Source organism: Saccharothrix espanaensis DSM 44229, assembly GCF_000328705.1.
Lineage (GTDB): Bacteria > Actinomycetota > Actinomycetes > Mycobacteriales > Pseudonocardiaceae > Actinosynnema > Actinosynnema espanaense.
In genome coordinates this window covers 8,770,277-8,788,609 of sequence record NC_019673.1, presented here as the reverse complement: position 1 = coordinate 8,788,609, position 18,333 = coordinate 8,770,277, and the positions used below count along the sequence as shown (strand labels likewise).

Below are 18,333 nucleotides of genomic sequence, written 5' to 3'. Positions count from 1 at the left end.
CCGCCGGGGGGCTCGTCGCATGTCCGACCACGCCCGGGTCGCCGGTCAGCCCGGCAGGCAGTCGGCGGGCTCGGCCCGGTAGCCGGTGATCACCCAGGTCTTGTTCTCCTGCATGGAGAGCACGAACTGGCCCAGCCGCGGGCCGCCGGTGACCTGGAGCTTGCACGAGCTGACCGTGACCGGGCCGGTGCTCGGCGTTTCGCGCATGTCGACCGGGAAGCCGACCTGGCGGTACTGGGCCCCGTTGACGACCTTGGCCGAGAGCGCGTGGACGGCGCTCTCGCAGTCCTTGGCCTGGAACGCGGCCGCGAAGTCCTGCCGCGCCCTGTCCTCGCTGAACAACAGGCAGGCGCGGCCCGTGTCGTCGTTGATGACGTGCTTGTACAGCATGGCGACGGTGCCCTGGAGGCCGTACGGGCTCTGCGGTGCGATCACGTTGCCCTTGTCGCCGCCGCTGTCCTTCGCGATCGAGCCGGTGTCCTCGCCGCCGAAGTACTTGTCGTAGAAGTAGCCGACGATGAGCAGCACCACCAGCACGTAGATCAACCGCCGGAACAGCTTGCTGCCCAACAGGACCCGCCACAGCGGGGTGCCCCTCGGCTTGGCCGGCGGTGGCGGTGCGATCGGCGGCGGGGTGGTGCCGGGCGGCAGGGCGGGGGTGCCGGACGCCGGCGGGAGGGCCTGCGGGCCCTGCGCCTGCTGCTGGAACCGCTGGAATTCCTGGAACCGCTGGAACTCCTGGAACTGCCGGAGCTGTTCCGGGTCGATGTCCGGGGGCGGCGGGTTCCGCGGGGGCTCTTCGGTCACAGGTCACATCATGCCGATTTGGAAGGCGCGGGACACATCCCGTACTGTCTGCGGTGGTTCCACCGAAGACCGCTGGTCTCCTCCCGCCTCCGGGCGTGGGGACGAAGGGTTCGCACGGCGAACGGCCCGCGCAGGAGGACGAGGTTCCCAGGACGTTCCGCGTCCCGACCGCCCCGTGCTGCTGTGCGCCGGGGCGTTTTTCATGCCTTCTCCTCGGTATGGCCGGTGGTCACCCCCTAGCCCAGAGAGGAGGCGATCATGGCGAAGCCCAGCAAGGTTTCGGCCGTCGCCGAGCTCACGGACAAGTTCCGTGGGAGCTCGGCCGCCGTCGTCACCGAGTACCGTGGCCTCTCCATGGCGCAGCTCACCACGCTGCGTCGCGCTCTCGGCGCGGGCACCACGTACACCGTTGCGAAGAACACGCTGGTCAAGCGGGCCGCCCAGGACGCCGGTGTGGAGGGCCTCGACGAGCTGCTCGTCGGCCCGACCGCCATCGCCTTCGTGGAAGGCGAGCCGGTCGACGCGGCCAAGGCGCTGCGTGACTTCGCGAAGGACAACAAGGCCCTGGTCATCAAGGGCGGCTTCATGGAAGGCCGCCCGCTCTCGGTCGACGAGGTCAACCGCATCGCGGACCTCGAGAGCCGTGAGGTGCTGCTCGCCAAGCTGGCGGGCGCGATGAAGGGCAACCTGGCCAAGGCCGCGGGTCTGTTCAACGCCCCGGCTTCCCAGGTCGCTCGCCTGGCCGCTGCCCTGGTGGAGAAGAAGACGGCGGAAGAAGCCCCCGCCGCCGACGCTCCCGCCGAAAGCTGATCACCGACATCCGCGTCCAGTTCGGGCGTTGACAAGAAAGGACCGCCGATCATGGCGAAGCTCAGCACCGACGAGCTGATCGAGAACTTCAAGGACATGACCCTCCTTGAGCTGTCGGCGTTCGTGAAGCTCTTCGAGGAGACCTTCGAGGTCACCGCCGCCGCTCCGGTCGCCGTCGCCGCTGCCGGCCCGGCCGCCGCTGCCGCCCCCGCCGAGGAGGAGAAGGACGAGTTCACCGTCGTTCTCGAGGGCGCCGGCGACAAGAAGATCCAGGTCATCAAGGTCGTCCGCGAGGTCGTCTCGGGCCTGGGCCTGAAGGAGGCCAAGGAGCTGGTCGAGGCCGCTCCGAAGCCGCTGCTGGAGAACGTGGCGAAGGACGTCGCCGACGCCGCCAAGGAGAAGCTCGAGGCCGCCGGCGCCAAGATCTCGCTCAAGTGAGCTGAGCGCCTCCGGGCGCTCGCGCTGGACGCTCGAAAGGGCGGGCACCCATCACGGGTGCCCGCCCTTTCGCCTGTCCGCCACCCGGCGCGGGCCGGTTTCCGCAGCTAGCCGCGGTGCCGCCGACTCACCGTGACGCACGTGGCACCGTTACCCTTCCGTGACCGGCGCTAACCCAACTGGGGAGTAACCACGACGCTGCGGGCTCGTTGCAGGTGTATGGCGTCCCGCCGCGCGGGGCGCGCCCTGGCGAGGTGGCCGGTGACCTGGAGGTGCGATGGGCGTCGAGGTGGTCGTCGAGGGCCTGACGAAGTCCTTCGGCAAGCAGACCATCTGGCGTGACGTCACGCTCACCCTGCCGCCGGGCGAGGTCAGCGTGATGCTCGGCCCCTCCGGCACCGGCAAGTCGGTGTTCCTCAAGTCGCTGGTCGGTCTGCTGAAACCCGAACGCGGCAAGATCACCATCAACGGCACCGACCTGGTCCGCTGCTCCGAGCACAAGCTCTACGAGATCCGGAAGCTGTTCGGCGTCCTGTTCCAGGACGGCGCGCTGTTCGGCTCGATGAACCTGTTCGACAACGTCGCCTTCCCGCTGCGCGAGCACACCCGCAAGACCGAGGCCGAGGTCCGGCGGATCGTGCTGGAGAAGATGGAGATGGTCGGCCTCGTCGGCGCGGAGAAGAAGCTGCCCGGCGAGATCTCCGGCGGTATGCGCAAGCGGGCCGGGCTGGCCCGCGCGCTGGTGCTCGACCCGGAGATCATCCTGTGCGACGAGCCGGACTCGGGCCTCGACCCGGTCCGCACCGCGTACCTGAGCCAGCTGCTGATCGACCTCAACTCGCAGATCGACGCGACGATCCTGATCGTCACGCACAACATCACCGTCGCCCGGACCGTCCCGGACAACCTGGGCATGCTGTTCCGCCGCGAACTGGTCATGTTCGGTCCCCGCGAGGTGCTGCTGACCAGCGACGAACCGGTCGTCGAGCAGTTCCTCAACGGCCGCCGCATCGGCCCGATCGGGATGTCGGAGGAGAAGGACCAGGCGACGATGGCCGCCGAGCTCGCGCACCGCGACGCCGGCCACTCCGACGGTTCGCCGGACGAGGACGTCCGCGGCGTGGTCCCGCAGCTCGAACCCACGCCCGGCCTGCCGCCGCGCGGCGCGGTCCGCCGCCGCAAGGACCGGGTCATGAGCATCATCCACACGCTGTCCCCGGACGCCCGGCAGGGCATCATCGCCAGCCTCACCCCCGACGAGCAGCGGCACTACCGGGTGCTCGCCGGCGCGCACCAGGGTGCGACCGCCCACCCGACGCCCAGCCCGTGGCCGAGGCAGGGGGGCGTGCTGTGAACCCACCCGCGACGTTCCCCGGCGCGGGCGCGCTGCGGGAGACGGGCCGGATGTTCGCGCTGGGCATCGACGTCGTGCGCAGCGCGTTCCGCCGCCCGTTCCAGGTCCGCGAGTTCATCCAGCAGTGCTGGTTCGTGGTCAGCGTGACGGTGCTGCCCACGGCCCTGGTCTCGATCCCGTTCGGCGCGGTGATCGCGCTGCAGATCGGGTCGCTGACCCGGCAGATCGGCGCGCAGTCGTTCACCGGCGCGGCCAGCGTGCTGGCGATCATCCAGCAGGCCAGCCCGATCGTCACGGCGCTGCTGATCGCGGGCGCGGGCGGGTCGGCGATCTGCGCGGACCTCGGGTCGCGCAAGATCCGCGAGGAGATCGACGCCATGGAGGTGCTCGGCGTCTCGCCGATCCAGCGCCTGGTGGTGCCCCGCGTGCTGGCCGCGATGCTGGTCTCCGTGCTGCTCAACGGCATGGTCAGCGTCGTCGGCGTGATGGGCGGCTACTTCTTCAACGTGGTCCTTCAGGACGGCACGCCCGGCGCGTACCTGGCCAGCTTCGCCGCCCTCGCCCAGCTCCCGGACCTGTGGATCTCCGAGATCAAGGCGCTGATCTTCGGGTTCATCGCGGGCATCGTGGCGGCCTACCGGGGCCTGAACCCGGCGGGCGGCCCGAAGGGGGTCGGCGACGCGGTGAACCAGGCCGTGGTGATCACGTTCCTGCTGCTGTTCTTCGTGAACTTCGTGCTCACCACGATCTACCTCCAGGTCGTCCCGGCGAAGGGGAGCTGAGATGGCCGCGATCACCGACAAGCTCCGCAAGGCGGCCAACGCGCCGCTGTCGGTGCTGGACACGCTCGGCGACCAGCTCTGGTTCTACCTGCGCGCCCTCGCGTGGACGCCGCGCACGCTGACCCGGTACCTGCGGGAGACGTTGCGGCTGCTGGCGGAGGTCAGCTTCGGCTCGGGCGCGCTCGCGGTCATCGGCGGCACGATCGGCGTGATGGTCGGCCTGTCCCTGGCCACCGGCACGGTCGTCGGCCTCCAGGGTTTCGCGGCGCTCAACCAGATCGGCACGTCGGCGTTCGCCGGGTTCGTGTCGGCCTACTTCAACACCCGCGAGATCGCGCCCCTGGTCGCCGGTCTCGCGCTGAGCGCCACGGTCGGCTCCGGCTTCACCGCGCAGCTCGGCGCGATGCGGATCTCCGAGGAGATCGACGCGCTGGAGGTCATGGGCATCCCGAGCATGCCGTTCCTGGTCACCACGCGGATCATCGCGGGGTTCATCGCGATCATCCCGCTGTACGTGATCGGCCTGCTCACCTCGTACCTGGCGGCCCGGGTGATCACCGTCGAGTTCTACGGCCAGTCGGCGGGCACCTACGACCACTACTTCACCCTGTTCCTACCACCGGTGGACGTGCTGTGGTCGTTCGGCAAGGTCCTGGTGTTCGCCGTGGTGATCATCCTGACCCACTGCTACTACGGCTACCGCGCCAGCGGCGGCCCGGCGGGCGTGGGCGTCGCGGTCGGCCGCGCGGTGCGCACCGCGATCGTCACCACCAGCCTGCTCGACTTCTTCCTGAGCATGGCGATCTGGGGCACCACCACCACAGTGAGGATCGCCGGATGACTCCCACCTCCCGGGCGGTGTGATGCTGCGCCAACGACTCCTGGGCGTCGTGTTCCTCGCGGTGATCGCCCTCTTCCTCACCCTCACCGTGGCCCTGTACAACGACGCCTTCACCAAGGTCGTGAAGGTGACGCTGAAGACCGACCGGATCGGCAACCAGCTCCTGGTCGCCTCGGACGTCAAGGTCCGGGGGATGATCGTCGGCGAGGTCAAGCGGATCCGCACCGCCGGCGACGGCGCGGAGCTGGAGCTGGCGATCAGGCCGGACCAGGTGGAGTTCATCCCCGGCACCGTTTCCGCCCGCCTGCTCCCGAAAACCCTCTTCGGCGAGCGGTACGTGAACCTGGTCGTGCCGCGCGAGGCCGACCTGTCCGACCACCTGGCCGACGGCGACGTCATCGAGCAGGACCGCTCCAGCAGCGCGATCGAGCTGGAACGGGTGCTCGACGACCTGATGCCCGTGCTCCAGGCGGTGCAGCCGGAGAAGCTCGCGACCACGCTCACCGCGATGTCGCAGGCGCTGGACAACCGGGGCAAGCCGCTGGGGGAGACGCTCGTCCAGCTCGACGCCTACCTCGGTCAGCTCAACCCCCAGCTCCCGCAGCTGAAAGAGGGCATCAGCCGGCTCGCGGACGTCTCGAACGTCTACGCCGACGCCGCGCCCGACCTGGTGCAGGCGCTCAGCGACGCCACCGTCACCAGCCGGACCCTGGTGGACCAGCGGGACAAGCTGCTGGCCATGTACGGATCGCTGACCACGACGTCGATCGACGTGAACAGCTTCCTGGCGGTGAACCGGAACAACCTGATCCAGCTCGCCGACGTGTCCCGGCCGACGTTGGAGCTGCTGGCCAAGTACGCGCCCGAGTACCCGTGCCTGCTCAAGGGCCTGAGCGAGTTCAAGCCGATCATGGACCAGGTCTTCGGCAAGGGCACCGACGAGCCGGGCCTGCACATCACGCTGGAGATCACCGCGAACCGCGGCAAGTACGAGCCGGGCAAGGACGAGCCGGAGTACGCCGACAAGCGCGGCCCGCGCTGCTACGACATCGTGCCGAGGCCGGACCCGTTCCCGCAGTACCCGCCGGAGGGCGCGGTGAAGGACGGTTCCACGTCGCCGCCGCCCGCCCGGGTCGCCGCCGACGGCGTCCTCCCGCCCGCGACCGGCGTGAACGGCATGGGCACCACGTCCCCGTCGTCGTTGTTCCAGGCCCCGAGCCTGGCGAACTCCCCGGAGGAGCAGGACTTCCTGGCCGCGCTGCTCGCGCCGCAGTTCGGTGTGCGCGAGCAGGAGATGCCGAGCTTCACCGCTCTCCTGCTCGGGCCCCTCTACCGCGGAGCGGAGGTGCGGGTGTGAGGTCGCTGGTCGCGCCCCTGGTCAAGCTGGGCATCTTCGCCGCCGTGACGATCCTGGCCACGACGCTGCTCGCGGTCACCATCGCCAACACCGACTTCGCCGACTCGGACACCTACAGCGCCCGGTTCACCGACGTGACCGCGCTCAACGAGGGCGACGACATCCGCATCGCGGGCGTCCGGGTCGGTCAGGTCACCGGGATCCGGGTGGTGGACCGGCGGCTCGCCGAGGTGGAGTTCAGCGTCGACCGGCAGCGCAGCCTGCCCCGGTCGGTCCTCGCGACGATCAAGTACCGCAACCTGGTGGGGCAGCGGTACATCTCGCTGGAGCACGGCACCGGCGACGCGTCCGCGCTGCCGCCGGGCGAGGTGATCCCGGTGGAGCGCACCACACCCGCGCTCGACCTGACCGTCCTGTTCAACGGCTTCAAGCCGCTGTTCCAGGCGCTGAACCCGGACGACGTCAACAAGCTGTCGAACGAGATCATCCAGGTGCTGCAAGGAGAAGGCGGCACGATCGACAGCCTGCTGCGGCACACCGCGTCGCTCACCGAGACGCTGGCCGCCCGGGACCGGGTGATCGGCGAGGTCGTCGACAACCTGAACTCCGTGCTGGACACCGTGAACAGCCGCACCGACCAGGTGTCGACGCTGGTGACCACGCTCCAGGAGCTGACCACGGGCCTCGCGGGCGACCGGCAGCCGATCGGCGACGCCATCAGCGCCCTGGGCGACCTGACCGACACCACCGCCGGCCTGCTGGGCGAGGCGCGCCAACCGTTCAAGGACGACATCTCGCAGCTCGGCCTGGTCTCGCAGACGCTGGCGGACAACGAGGCGATCGTGGAGGGCGTCATCCAGCGCCTGCCGAACAAGATCGAGGCCATGGCGCGCACCGCGTCCTACGGCTCCTGGTTCAACTTCTTCCTCTGCGAGGCCGGTGGCCAGGTCGCCGTCCCGCCGATCATCACCACCCCGATCCCGATCACGGCGCTGCCCGTCACGCAACCGAGGTGCCGCCCGTGAAGACACAGCGCAACCCGGTCACCACCGGCGCGGTCGGCCTGACCGTCATCGCCCTGCTGCTGCTGGCCGCGTTCTACTCCGACGATCTGCCGATCGTCGGCGGCGGCACCACCTACTCCGCCGAGTTCACCGAGGCGGCGGGCCTGGTCCCGGCCAACGAGGTGCGGGTCGCGGGGGTGAAGGTCGGCAAGGTGACCAAGGTCCGGCTCGACGGCGACAAGGTGCGGGTGTCGTTCCGGGTGAAGGACGCCTGGGTCGGCGACCGCACCACGGCCACGATCCGGATCAAGACCCTGCTGGGCCAGAAGTTCCTCGCGCTGGACCCGCAGGGCTCGCAGCCGCTCGACCCGGGCGACCCGATCCCGCGCGAGCGCACGCTGTCGCCGTACGACGTGCAGGAAGCCTTCAACGGCCTGGCGTCCACGGTCGGCCAGATCGACACCGAGCAGCTCGCGGACAGCTTCCAGGTCCTGTCCGAGACGTTCGAGGGCTCGGCCGAGCACGTGCGCGGCGCGCTGGACGGCCTGTCCGCCCTCTCCAAGACGATCTCGTCGCGCGACGACCAGCTCGCCCGACTGCTGGCCAACACCAACCAGGTCACCAAGACGCTGTCCGAGCGCAACGAGCAGTTCGAGAAGCTCCTGGCGGAGGGCAACCTGCTGCTCGGCGAGCTGCGCAAGCGCAAGGACGCCATCGGCGCGCTGCTCACCGGCACCCGCGAGCTGTCCAAGGAGCTCTCCGGCCTGGTGGCCGACAACAGCGCGCAGCTCAAGCCCGCGCTGGAGCAGCTGGACCGGGTGTCGACGATGTTGCAGCGCAACCAGGACTCGCTCAACCGAGGGCTGGCGCTGATGGCCCCGTTCTACCGGGTGTTCGCCAACACCCTGGGCAACGGCCGGTGGTTCGACGTCTACATCTGCGGCCTGCTGCCGCCGGCGGTGAACCTCGGCGTGGTCGGTTTCACCGAAGAGGGCTGCCTGCCCCCCGGCGTGCAGAGGGGGAACTGAGATGGCGACCAGTCGGGTCGGCCGGGCCGTGGCGATGGCGTGCGTCCTGGCGCTCCTCGCCGCCGCCGCGATGTGGTGGGCGTTCGCGGGCGTCAACAGCCGCAAGGTGACCGCGATGTTCGGTGCCGCGGTCGGCGTCTACCCGGGATCCGACGTCCGCGTCCTGGGGGTCCGGATCGGCTCCATCGAGGACGTCGAACCACAGGGCCCGCTGGTCAAGGTCACCATGTCCATCGACCGCACGGTCAAGGTGCCCGCCAACGCGCAGGCCGTCGTCGTCGCACCGAGCGTCGTCTCCGACCGCTACGTGCAGCTGGCGCCCGTCTACACCACCGGCCAGGCCATGGGCGACAACGCGACGATCCCGCGTGAGCGCACCGCCACCCCCGTCGAGCTGGACGAGCTGTACGCCAGCCTCGACAAGCTCACCACCGCCCTGGGCCCCAACGGCGCCAACAAGAACGGCGCCCTCTCCGACCTCCTCACGTCAGCGGCGAAGAACCTCGACGGCAACGGCCAGGCCCTCGGCGACACCATCCGCCAACTGGGCGACGCCACCCGAACCCTCTCCGGCTCCAAGGACGACCTGTTCGGCACGGTCGACAACCTCCAGAAGTTCACCGGGATGCTCGCCGCCAACGACAGCCAGGTCCGCGACTTCAACCGCCAGCTGGCCGACGTCGCCGGCTTCCTGTCCGACGAACGCGAGAACCTCGCCGGAGCCCTCACCGAACTGGCCGGTGCACTCGGCCAGGTCCAGGGTTTCATCAAGGACAACCGCGCGATCATCAAGTCCAATGTGGACAAGCTGACCGGCATCACCCAGATCCTGGTGGACCAGCGGGCGTCCCTGGCCGAGACCCTGGACGTCGCCCCGCTCGCGCTGGGCAACCTCCAGAACGCGTACAACGCCGCGTCCGGCACCCTCGACACCCGAGCCGACCTGAACGAGCTCAACCAGCCCCCCATCGTGCTGGTCTGCAAGCTCATCCAGTCCGTCGAGCCGGGCAAGATCCCCCTGGCGCTCTCCCAGACGTGCCGACAACTGGCTCCGATCCTCTCCGGCGCCGTCCCCCTCAAGACCCCCGCCGAAGTGATCAGCGACCTCACCCAGGGCAAGATCCCCCTGCCCCTCCCACTGGCGGGGGTGCCCCAGTGAAAAACCACAACCCCAGAACAACCCGCCGCACCCTCACCACCCTCATCACCACACTCCTGCTCACCTCCTGCGGCTCCGGCGGCTTCGAGGGCATCTACACCATGCCCCTCCCCGGCGGCGCGGACCTGGGTGACCACCCGTACTCCGTCAAGGTCCGGTTCAACGACGTCCTGGACCTCGTCCCGCAGGCCGGTGTCAAGGTCGACGACGTGCCGGTCGGCCGGGTCGACCGGATCGACCTGGCCCCCGACGGCTGGACCGCCGAGGTGACCGTCGTCGTCAACGGCGGCGTGAAGCTGCCCGCCAACGCCATCGCCAAGCTGCGCCAGTCGGCGCTGCTCGGCGAGAAGTTCGTGGAACTGGCCAAACCCGCCGAGGGGCGCGAGGAGGGCACGCTCGCGGACGGCGCGACCATCCCGGTGGAGCGCACCAACCGCAACCCCGAGGTCGAAGAGGTCTTCGGCGCGCTGTCCATGCTGCTCAACGGCGGGGGAGTCGCCCAACTCCAGAACATCAGCCGGGAGCTCAGCGCGGCGCTGGAGGGCAACGAGCCCGAGATCCGTTCGCTGCTCGGCAACCTGAACACCCTGGTCGGCGAGCTGGACGGCCACAAGGCCGAGATCACCCGCGCGCTGGACGGCGTCAACCGGCTCGGCGGCACCCTCAGCGCGCAGAACCAGCAGATCACCGGCGTGCTGGACAACCTCGAACCCGGTCTCAGGGTGCTCAGCGAGCAGCGCACCCAGCTCGTCACGCTCCTGCAGTCCCTCGACGCGCTCTCCGACGTCGCCGTGGACACCGTCAACCGGTCCAAGGACGACATCGTGGCCGACCTGAAGGCGTTGCAGCCGACCCTCAAGAAGTTGGCCGAGGCGGGCACGAACCTGCCCAACGCCCTGGAGCTGCTGCTCACCTACCCGTTCCCGGACTCGGCGGTGGACGGCATCAAGGGCGACTACACCAACCTCTACGCCGACATCGACCTGAACCTGGGCAACATCGTCGACAACCTGGGCCGGTCCCGGCAGAGCCCGCTGCCCGCCATTCCCGGCATCACCGGCAACGCGCCGTCCCTGCCGCTGCCGCTGCCCAACCTGCCGCTGCCGAACGTCGGCGGCACCACCGGCCTCGGCGACCTGCTGGGCGGACTGCTGGGAGGCGGTCGCCGATGATCCCCCGGAAGATCAAGCTCCAGATCGGCGTGTTCGTCCTGATCGCCCTGGTCGGCGTCAGCTACGTCGGCGCGCGCTACGCGGGGCTGGGCAGGCTGTTCGGCTCGTCCGGCTACGTGGTGACCCTGCACCTGGCCGACTCGGGCGGCGTGTTCACCAACGCCGAGGTCACCTACCGGGGCGTCACCGTCGGCCGGGTCGGCCAGATGCGGCTGACCGCGGACGGCCTAGACGTGGACCTCGACATCGACTCGGACGCCCCCGACATCCCCGCGGACCTCGAAGCGGTGGTCGCCCACCGCTCGGCCGTCGGCGAGCAGTTCGTCGACCTGCGCCCCCGCACGGACGAGGGCCCGTACCTGGCCGCCGGCTCCACCATCGACCGGGCCGACACCAGGACCCCGCCCCCCGTCGACGGCCTGCTGACCAACCTCGACGGCTTCGCGAAATCGGTGCCCACCGACTCGCTGCGCACCGTCGTGGACGAGCTGGACAAGGCGTTCAACGGCACCGGACCCGACCTGCAGGTGCTGCTCGACAACACCAGGCAGTTCACCCAGGCCGCCACCGAGCACCTGCCGCAGACGAAAGCCCTGATCAACGACGGCCTGGTGGTGCTCAACACCCAGGCGGCGCAGGGCAGCGCCATCCGCTCGTTCAGCACGGACCTCAAGGCCCTGGCCGAGCAGCTCAAGAACTCCGACGGCGACCTCCGCACCCTGATCGGCATCTCCCCGCAGGCCGCCGAACAGGTCTCCGCCCTGCTCGAGGAGACCGGCCCGAACCTGGGTGTGGTGATGGCCAACCTCCTGACCACCGGGAACATCCTGGTGACCAGGCTCGACGGCCTGGAGCAGATCGCGGTGACGTACCCGATCGCCGTCGGCGGCGGGTTCAGCGTGGCCAAGGGCGACGGCACCGGAGCCCACTTCGGCCTCGCGATCAACGTCTTCGACCCGCCCCCGTGCACGGTCGGGTACGAGGGAACCAAGATCCGGCAAGGCACCGACACGACCCCCACGACGCTGAACAGCCAGGCGTACTGCGCCTTGGCGCGCGGCAGCGCCACCGCCGTGCGTGGAGCGCAGAACGCGCCCTACGGCGGCACACCTACGACGCCCGTCGGCAACGAGACTTCCCAGCCCGGACGGGAGCAAGCGGCCCGACAGCGGCCCGACGCACCCGTCCTGACCAGCCTGGGACAGCTGCTCGGCTTGCCGGGCTGAGTTGGAGGAACCCGATGCAGCGCTACTTCCTGCCCGCCGCCGCCGTACTGGTGGTGCTGGCCGCCGGCTACGCGATCTGGGCGGGGGTGTCCTGGTGGAGTTCGGCGACCAGCGACTCGGTGTCCTTCTCGGAAGAACGTGAAGAAGTGCTCCGGGTCGGTCAGGTGGGCATAGCCAACTTCACCACCCTGGACTACAAGAAGGTGGACGACGACCTGAACCGCTGGCTCGACTCGTCCACGGGGGATCTCCGCACCGAAGTGGAAACGGGCCGCGAAACCCGCAAGAAGCAGATCACCGACGCCAAGACCGTCACGGTGAGCAAAGTCCTCGACGCCGCCGTGACCGACCTGGACGACCGAGCCGGCAAAGCCCACCTGATCGCCGTGGTGGAAACCACGGTGACCCCGGAAGGCGCCCAACCGGTGAAGAAGGTCAACCGCTACCAAACCAACCTGACCCGCACCGACGCAGGCTGGAAGCTCAGCGCCCTGGGCCCCGTAGCCGCCGGCGGCGCGTGACCGGAGGAGGAGAACCAGTGCCCCCCACCCGCCGCCGCCCGCTCCCGTCCGCCCCGACGACCCCCGGCCGCCCCCGCGTAGCCGGCCTGCGCAAACGCCCGGACACCCCCCGACCCACCGACACCCCCCGACCCACGCCCGACACCCCCCGACCCACCGACACCCCCACCCCCCACGCCCCACCCCCTGACGCTCCGGCCCAGGACACGCCGCCCCGTGCCCCCACCACCCTCGACCGACCGACCTCCGAACCTGACGCACCACCGTTCGTAGAGGACGTGGCGGACACCCCTGACGCCCTCCACACCCCCGATGACCCTCCGACGCCACGCCCCACCCCCAGGCGCAAACGCGAGGCAACCCAGCGCCGATCGACCCCACACCCATCCCCCGAGCAGCCGGAACCGGCCCCTGACCAGCACGAACCAGTCCAATCCCAGTCGCAACCGGTCAAGTCGAAGATCCTGCTGCCGATCGGCTTGGTCGTCGTTGCGGCGGTCCTGGTCGGTCTGGGCGTGTGGCTGCAAGCGCAGGCCGGCAACGCCAGGTACAACAGGGCCCTGGTCGACAGCGGGGGCACGACGGAGGTGTCAGGCCAGGTCAGGGAGGCCGTGGAGAAGGCCTTCTCGTACAACTTCGCGGACGTGGCGTCGACCGAGAAGGCCGCCAACGAACTGCTCCTGGGCAAGGCGAAGTGCCAGTACAACGCGATCTTCGGTCCGGTGAAGACGTTGGCGCCGGAGCAGAAGCTCGTGGTCACGGTGAAGGCCGTGTCCAGCGGGGTGACCAGCCTCGACAACGACCGGGCGACCGTCCTGCTGTTCCTGGACCAGGTCACCACCCGGACCACGGACAACCAGTCCGGCGGCGGAATCGCCATGATGAGGGCGGGCGCTCACAAGGCGGACGGTCGTTGGAAGGTCGACAACATGGAGATGTTCGGCCAGACCGGCGACCAATCGACAGAACTGGCGAAGTGCAACTAAACGCGCACCCCACAATCCTCCTGCCGCGTCGTGTCATCCCCGTATGGCCCGCGCGCCAGCGAACCGCGCTTGAGCAGGTAGTGCAAGCACGCCTTTCGCTTGCACTACCTGCTCAAGGGTGGTTGTCTCCGACCGGGCCATACGGGGATGACACGACGCCCACCGCACTGCCCGTCATCCTTGGCGGCTCGCCCGTCCGGCGAGGACTCTTTTAGCTTTGACCCCCGCACCCCCCGCACCCCCGCTCGCCACCGCACAGCCCGGACGTCCGCTCGCCACCGCACAGCCCCGGACGTCGCCTGGCCCACGCCCCGCTGACTCCCGCTGTTCGAGGCCGCCCGAGGTTCGCCGCCCAAGGCCAGCCAGGGGTACTCCCGCGCGAAGGTCCCCCCGACACACATCCAAGCAGCGGGGTACGACATTCCCCCGCCTCCACGCCTGCTCCGACCTCGCCGGGCCAGCTCAGCACCGCACCGCCCGCACCGCACCAGACCGCGCCGCCTCGCCAGCGACACCGCCCCGCTACGCCACACCCCGAGTACCTGCGACGTGCTCAATCCCTTACCCGCCCGCTGTCACCCTCAACCGCACCCCGCCACACCGCCGCCTGCCACCCACCACACCACCCACCACGAACCCACGCCACTTCAAACGCTGCGTAGGCACGCGAGCACACCCAGTATCTCGATCACTCCGCTCAAAGATCAACTCACCGACCCGGCCTCCCACCACCTCCGATCCACCCTCCGGCTGACTCTCGGCCCCCTCGCCCCCGCCCCCGCCCACGCCAGCCGCCCAACCCCAGCTCAGACGTCCCAAGTGGACGAAACACACCCAAAAGCAACTCCCAGAAGAGTGATCTCCGCCACACTCCAGGCCCCGTAACTGAGCGGAGCCGCAGGCGTCGGCCGGTGGACCACGAACACCCGCCAACAGTTCACCCCCAGCCGACAACCGTGTAATTCCGCAGGTCAGGGCGGTAACCGCGAGTGAACGCGGCTTGCGCCACGAGGGTGATCGCCGCGTGGCATCTTGACTGTGGGCGTCGGCAGGGTCACTCTGTCGGTGACGACGAGAAAGGTCCTTCCAGGTGCCTCTCGACAGTTGGCGTGCGCGTGGCTAGACTGCCCCTTTGCGCTGCCCTCTTTCCGTTTGCCCTTCGCCGAGAGCTGGATTGCCGGGCATCGCCGCACCCTTGACAGCCGTGCTAGTTCCGCTGACTAGCCAGCTACCTGTCCCTGGAAGGACGCATCTTGGCGATCTCTCGCGCGACCAAGGCCACTGCTGCGACCAACTCCACGTCGGGGATTCCCGGAGCGCCGAAGCGCGTCTCGTTCGCGAAGATCCACGAACCGCTTCAGACGCCCAACCTGCTCGACCTCCAGATCCAGTCGTTCGAATGGCTCACCGGCGACGAGGCGTGGTTCCAGCGCCGCGTCGACGAGGGCGACGAGACGCCGACGGGCGGCCTCGAAGAGGTCTTGAACGAGATTTCCCCGATCGAGGACTTCTCGGGCTCGATGTCCCTCTCCTTCTCCGACCCGCGCTTCGACGAGGTCAAGGCCTCGACCGAGGAGTGCAAGGACAAGGACATGACGTACGCCGCCCCGTTGTTCGTCACGGCGGAGTTCACCAACCACACCACTGGCGAGATCAAGAGCCAGACGGTGTTCATGGGTGACTTCCCGATGATGACCGACAAGGGCACGTTCATCATCAACGGCACCGAGCGGGTCGTGGTATCCCAGCTCGTCCGCTCGCCTGGCGTCTACTACGACACGGCGATCGACAAGACGACCGACAAGGACGTCTTCAGCGTCAAGATCATCCCCTCGCGGGGTGCTTGGCTGGAGTTCGACGTCGACAAGCGCGACACCGTCGGTGTCCGGATCGACCGCAAGCGCCGCCAGCCGGTCACCGTGCTGCTGAAGGCCCTGGGTTGGAGCACCGAGCAGATCCGCGAGCGCTTCTCGTTCTCCGAGACGCTGCTGACGACGCTGGAGAAGGACCACACGGCGGGCACCGACGAGGCGTTGCTCGACATCTACCGCAAGCTGCGTCCGGGCGAGCCGCCGACGAAGGAGTCCGCGCAGGCGCTGCTGGAGAACTTGTTCTTCAAGGACAAGCGCTACGACCTGGCCAAGGTCGGTCGTTACAAGATCAACAAGAAGCTGGGCCTGGCCTCCCCGATCGCCACGGGCGTGCTGACCGAGGACGACATCGTCACGACGATCGAGTACCTGGTCCGCCTGCACGCCGGCGAGACGTCCATGAAGCCGGGCGAGACCGAGGTCCCGGTCGAGGTCGACGACATCGACCACTTCGGCAACCGCCGCCTGCGCACCGTGGGCGAGCTGATCCAGAACCAGATCCGGGTCGGCCTGTCCCGCATGGAGCGCGTCGTGCGCGAGCGGATGACGACCCAGGACGTCGAGGCGATCACGCCGCAGACCTTGATCAACATCCGCCCCGTGGTGGCGGCGATCAAGGAGTTCTTCGGCACCTCGCAGCTCTCCCAGTTCATGGACCAGACCAACCCGCTGGCGGGTCTGACGCACAAGCGTCGCCTCTCCGCCCTCGGTCCCGGCGGTCTGTCCCGTGAGCGGGCCGGCATGGAGGTCCGCGACGTCCACCCGTCGCACTACGGCCGGATGTGCCCGATCGAGACGCCGGAAGGCCCGAACATCGGCCTGATCGGCTCGCTGTCGAGCTACGGCCGGGTCAACCCGTTCGGCTTCATCGAGACGCCGTACCGCAAGGTCATCGAGGGCCGGGTCACCGACCAGATCGACTACCTGACCGCGGACGAGGAAGACCGCTTCGTGAAGGCCCAGGCCAACGCGAAGATCGACAACGAGGGCAACTTCCTCGAGGCCAAGGTCCTGGTCCGCAAGAAGGGCGGCGAGGTCGAGCAGATCGACCCGCTCGACGTGGACTACATGGACGTCTCCCCGCGCCAGATGGTGTCGGCGGCGACCGCCATGATCCCGTTCCTGGAGCACGACGACGCCAACCGCGCGCTGATGGGCGCGAACATGCAGCGCCAGGCGGTGCCGCTGCTGCGCAGCGAGTCGCCGCTGGTCGGCACGGGCATGGAGCTGCGCGCCGCGGTCGACGCCGGTGACGTCGTGGTGGCCAAGAAGACCGGTGCGGTCGAGGAGATCTCCGCCGACTACGTCACGGTCATGGCCGACGACGGCTCGCGGCAGACCTACGGCCTGCACAAGTTCCGCCGCTCGAACCAGGGCACCTGCATCAACCAGAAGCCCATCGTGAACGAGGGCGACCGGGTGCGGGAGGGCCAGGTCCTCGCGGACGGGCCGTGCACCGAGAACGGCGAGATGGCGCTGGGCAAGAACCTGCTCGTCGCGATCATGCCGTGGGAGGGCCACAACTACGAGGACGCGATCATCCTGTCGCAGCGCCTCGTCCAGGACGACGTCCTGACCTCGATCCACATCGAGGAGCACGAGATCGACGCGCGGGACACCAAGCTGGGCGCCGAGGAGATCACCCGGGACATCCCGAACGTCTCCGAGGAGGTCCTGGCCGACCTCGACGAGCGCGGCATCATCCGCATCGGCGCCGAGGTCCAGCCGGGCGACATCCTGGTCGGCAAGGTCACGCCCAAGGGCGAGACCGAGCTGACCCCGGAGGAGCGCCTGCTGCGCGCGATCTTCGGCGAGAAGGCCCGCGAGGTGCGCGACACGTCGCTGAAGGTGCCGCACGGCGAGTACGGCAAGGTCATCGGCATCCGCGTGTTCAGCCGCGAGGACGACGACGAGCTGCCCCCCGGCGTGAACGAGCTGGTCCGGGTCTACGTCGCCCAGAAGCGCAAGATCCAGGACGGCGACAAGCTCGCCGGCCGGCACGGCAACAAGGGTGTCATCGGCAAGATCCTCCCCGTCGAGGACATGCCGTTCCTGGAGGACGGCACCCCGGTCGACATCGTGCTGAACACGCACGGCGTGCCGCGCCGGATGAACATCGGCCAGGTGCTGGAGACCCACCTCGGGTGGATCGCCAAGCAGGGCTGGAGCATCAACGGCGACCCGGACTGGGCGAAGAACCTGCCCGGCGAGCTCTACGACGTGGAGCCCGGCACGAAGACCGCCACCCCGGTCTTCGACGGCGCTCGCGAGGACGAGATCACCGGCCTGCTCGGCTCGACGGTCCCGAACCGCGACGGCGAGCGGATGGTCAAGGAGAACGGCAAGGCGCAGCTCTTCGACGGGCGCAGCGGCGAGCCGTACCCCTTCCCGGTGTCGGTCGGCTACATGTACATCCTGAAGCTGCTGCACCTGGTCGACGACAAGATCCACGCCCGGTCCACCGGCCCGTACTCGATGATCACCCAGCAGCCCCTCGGCGGTAAGGCCCAGTTCGGTGGCCAGCGCTTCGGTGAGATGGAGTGCTGGGCGATGCAGGCCTACGGGGCGGCGTACACGCTCCAGGAGCTGCTGACCATCAAGTCCGACGACGTGCTCGGCCGCGTGAAGGTCTACGAGGCCATCGTCAAGGGCGAGAACATCCCGGAGCCGGGTATCCCGGAGTCCTTCAAGGTGCTGCTCAAGGAGCTCCAGTCGCTGTGCCTCAACGTCGAGGTGCTGTCTTCGGACGGTGCCGCGATCGAGATGCGCGACGGCGACGACGAAGACCTGGAGCGCGCGGCCGCGAACCTCGGCATCAACCTGTCGAGGTCCGAGTCGCCGTCCGTGGACGACGTCGTCAACTGACACTCGCCGGCGGTCGGGGGACTGCCTCCCGCACTCCCCCGACCGCCGAGCCACCAGCTCCCAAGCACCGCCCGGTCACCGGGCAACCGAATCAAAAGGGGAAGAGAGTAGA

At 69.0% G+C, this 18,333-nt stretch carries 15 protein-coding genes; 14 read left to right on the top strand and 1 reads right to left on the bottom strand.

Annotated features, from left to right (window positions below; all coding sequences use genetic code 11):
• Window positions 1-45: 45 nt before the first annotated feature.
• Window positions 46-807: a hypothetical protein gene (locus BN6_RS47180; RefSeq protein WP_015105291.1), complete on the bottom strand. Its 762-nt coding sequence runs from the start codon at window positions 805-807 to the stop codon at window positions 46-48.
• Between the two features lie 258 nt (window positions 808-1,065).
• Here BN6_RS47180 and rplJ point away from each other — a divergent pair, with 258 nt between their 5' ends.
• The 14 genes from rplJ (at window position 1,066) to rpoB (ending at window position 18,221) form a co-directional block, all read left to right on the top strand.
• Window positions 1,066-1,617 (top strand): 50S ribosomal protein L10, encoded by a 552-nt coding sequence (rplJ, locus tag BN6_RS38540; protein WP_015105290.1) that lies wholly within the window; start codon window positions 1,066-1,068, stop codon window positions 1,615-1,617.
• A 51-nt stretch (window positions 1,618-1,668) separates the two neighbouring features.
• Window positions 1,669-2,055 carry a 50S ribosomal protein L7/L12 gene (gene rplL / locus BN6_RS38535; RefSeq protein ID WP_015105289.1) on the top strand — a complete coding sequence of 129 codons (387 nt, stop codon included), beginning with the start codon at window positions 1,669-1,671 and terminating at the stop codon, window positions 2,053-2,055.
• A gap of 277 nt (window positions 2,056-2,332) precedes the next feature.
• Window positions 2,333-3,409: an ABC transporter ATP-binding protein gene (locus tag BN6_RS38530; RefSeq protein WP_015105288.1), complete on the top strand. Its 1,077-nt coding sequence runs from the start codon at window positions 2,333-2,335 to the stop codon at window positions 3,407-3,409.
• Window positions 3,410-3,459: 50 nt separating this feature from the next.
• Window positions 3,460-4,191, top strand: a complete 732-nt coding sequence (locus BN6_RS38525; RefSeq protein ID WP_084672970.1) for an MlaE family ABC transporter permease — start codon at window positions 3,460-3,462, stop codon at window positions 4,189-4,191.
• 1 nt (window position 4,192) lies between these two features.
• Window positions 4,193-5,032, top strand: a complete 840-nt coding sequence (locus BN6_RS38520) for an MlaE family ABC transporter permease (RefSeq protein WP_015105286.1) — start codon at window positions 4,193-4,195, stop codon at window positions 5,030-5,032.
• A gap of 22 nt (window positions 5,033-5,054) precedes the next feature.
• Window positions 5,055-6,389 (top strand): MCE family protein, encoded by a 1,335-nt coding sequence (locus BN6_RS38515; RefSeq protein ID WP_015105285.1) that lies wholly within the window; start codon window positions 5,055-5,057, stop codon window positions 6,387-6,389.
• Window positions 6,386-7,414, top strand: a complete 1,029-nt coding sequence (locus BN6_RS38510) for an MCE family protein (RefSeq protein ID WP_015105284.1) — start codon at window positions 6,386-6,388, stop codon at window positions 7,412-7,414. The genes BN6_RS38515 and BN6_RS38510 overlap by 4 nt, the downstream gene beginning before the upstream one ends.
• Window positions 7,411-8,421: an MCE family protein gene (locus BN6_RS38505; protein WP_015105283.1), complete on the top strand. Its 1,011-nt coding sequence runs from the start codon at window positions 7,411-7,413 to the stop codon at window positions 8,419-8,421. The genes BN6_RS38510 and BN6_RS38505 overlap by 4 nt, the downstream gene beginning before the upstream one ends.
• A gap of 1 nt (window position 8,422) precedes the next feature.
• Window positions 8,423-9,580 (top strand): MCE family protein, encoded by a 1,158-nt coding sequence (locus tag BN6_RS38500; RefSeq protein WP_015105282.1) that lies wholly within the window; start codon window positions 8,423-8,425, stop codon window positions 9,578-9,580.
• Window positions 9,577-10,752 carry an MCE family protein gene (locus BN6_RS38495; RefSeq protein ID WP_015105281.1) on the top strand — a complete coding sequence of 392 codons (1,176 nt, stop codon included), beginning with the start codon at window positions 9,577-9,579 and terminating at the stop codon, window positions 10,750-10,752. The genes BN6_RS38500 and BN6_RS38495 overlap by 4 nt, the downstream gene beginning before the upstream one ends.
• A complete protein-coding gene (locus BN6_RS38490) occupies window positions 10,749-11,978 on the top strand; it encodes an MCE family protein (RefSeq protein ID WP_015105280.1) in 1,230 nt (409 codons plus the stop codon). The genes BN6_RS38495 and BN6_RS38490 overlap by 4 nt, the downstream gene beginning before the upstream one ends.
• A gap of 14 nt (window positions 11,979-11,992) precedes the next feature.
• Entirely contained in the window at window positions 11,993-12,499 is a 507-nt protein-coding gene (locus BN6_RS38485) for a hypothetical protein (protein ID WP_015105279.1), read from the top strand.
• A gap of 479 nt (window positions 12,500-12,978) precedes the next feature.
• The gene (locus BN6_RS38480; RefSeq protein WP_051075888.1) at window positions 12,979-13,485 is read left to right on the top strand and encodes a hypothetical protein; all 507 of its coding nucleotides are present in this window, start codon (window positions 12,979-12,981) and stop codon (window positions 13,483-13,485) included.
• Window positions 13,486-14,738: 1,253 nt separating this feature from the next.
• Window positions 14,739-18,221, top strand: coding sequence for a DNA-directed RNA polymerase subunit beta (gene rpoB, locus BN6_RS38475; protein ID WP_015105277.1), 3,483 nt, complete (start codon window positions 14,739-14,741; stop codon window positions 18,219-18,221).
• Window positions 18,222-18,333 lie beyond the last annotated feature (112 nt).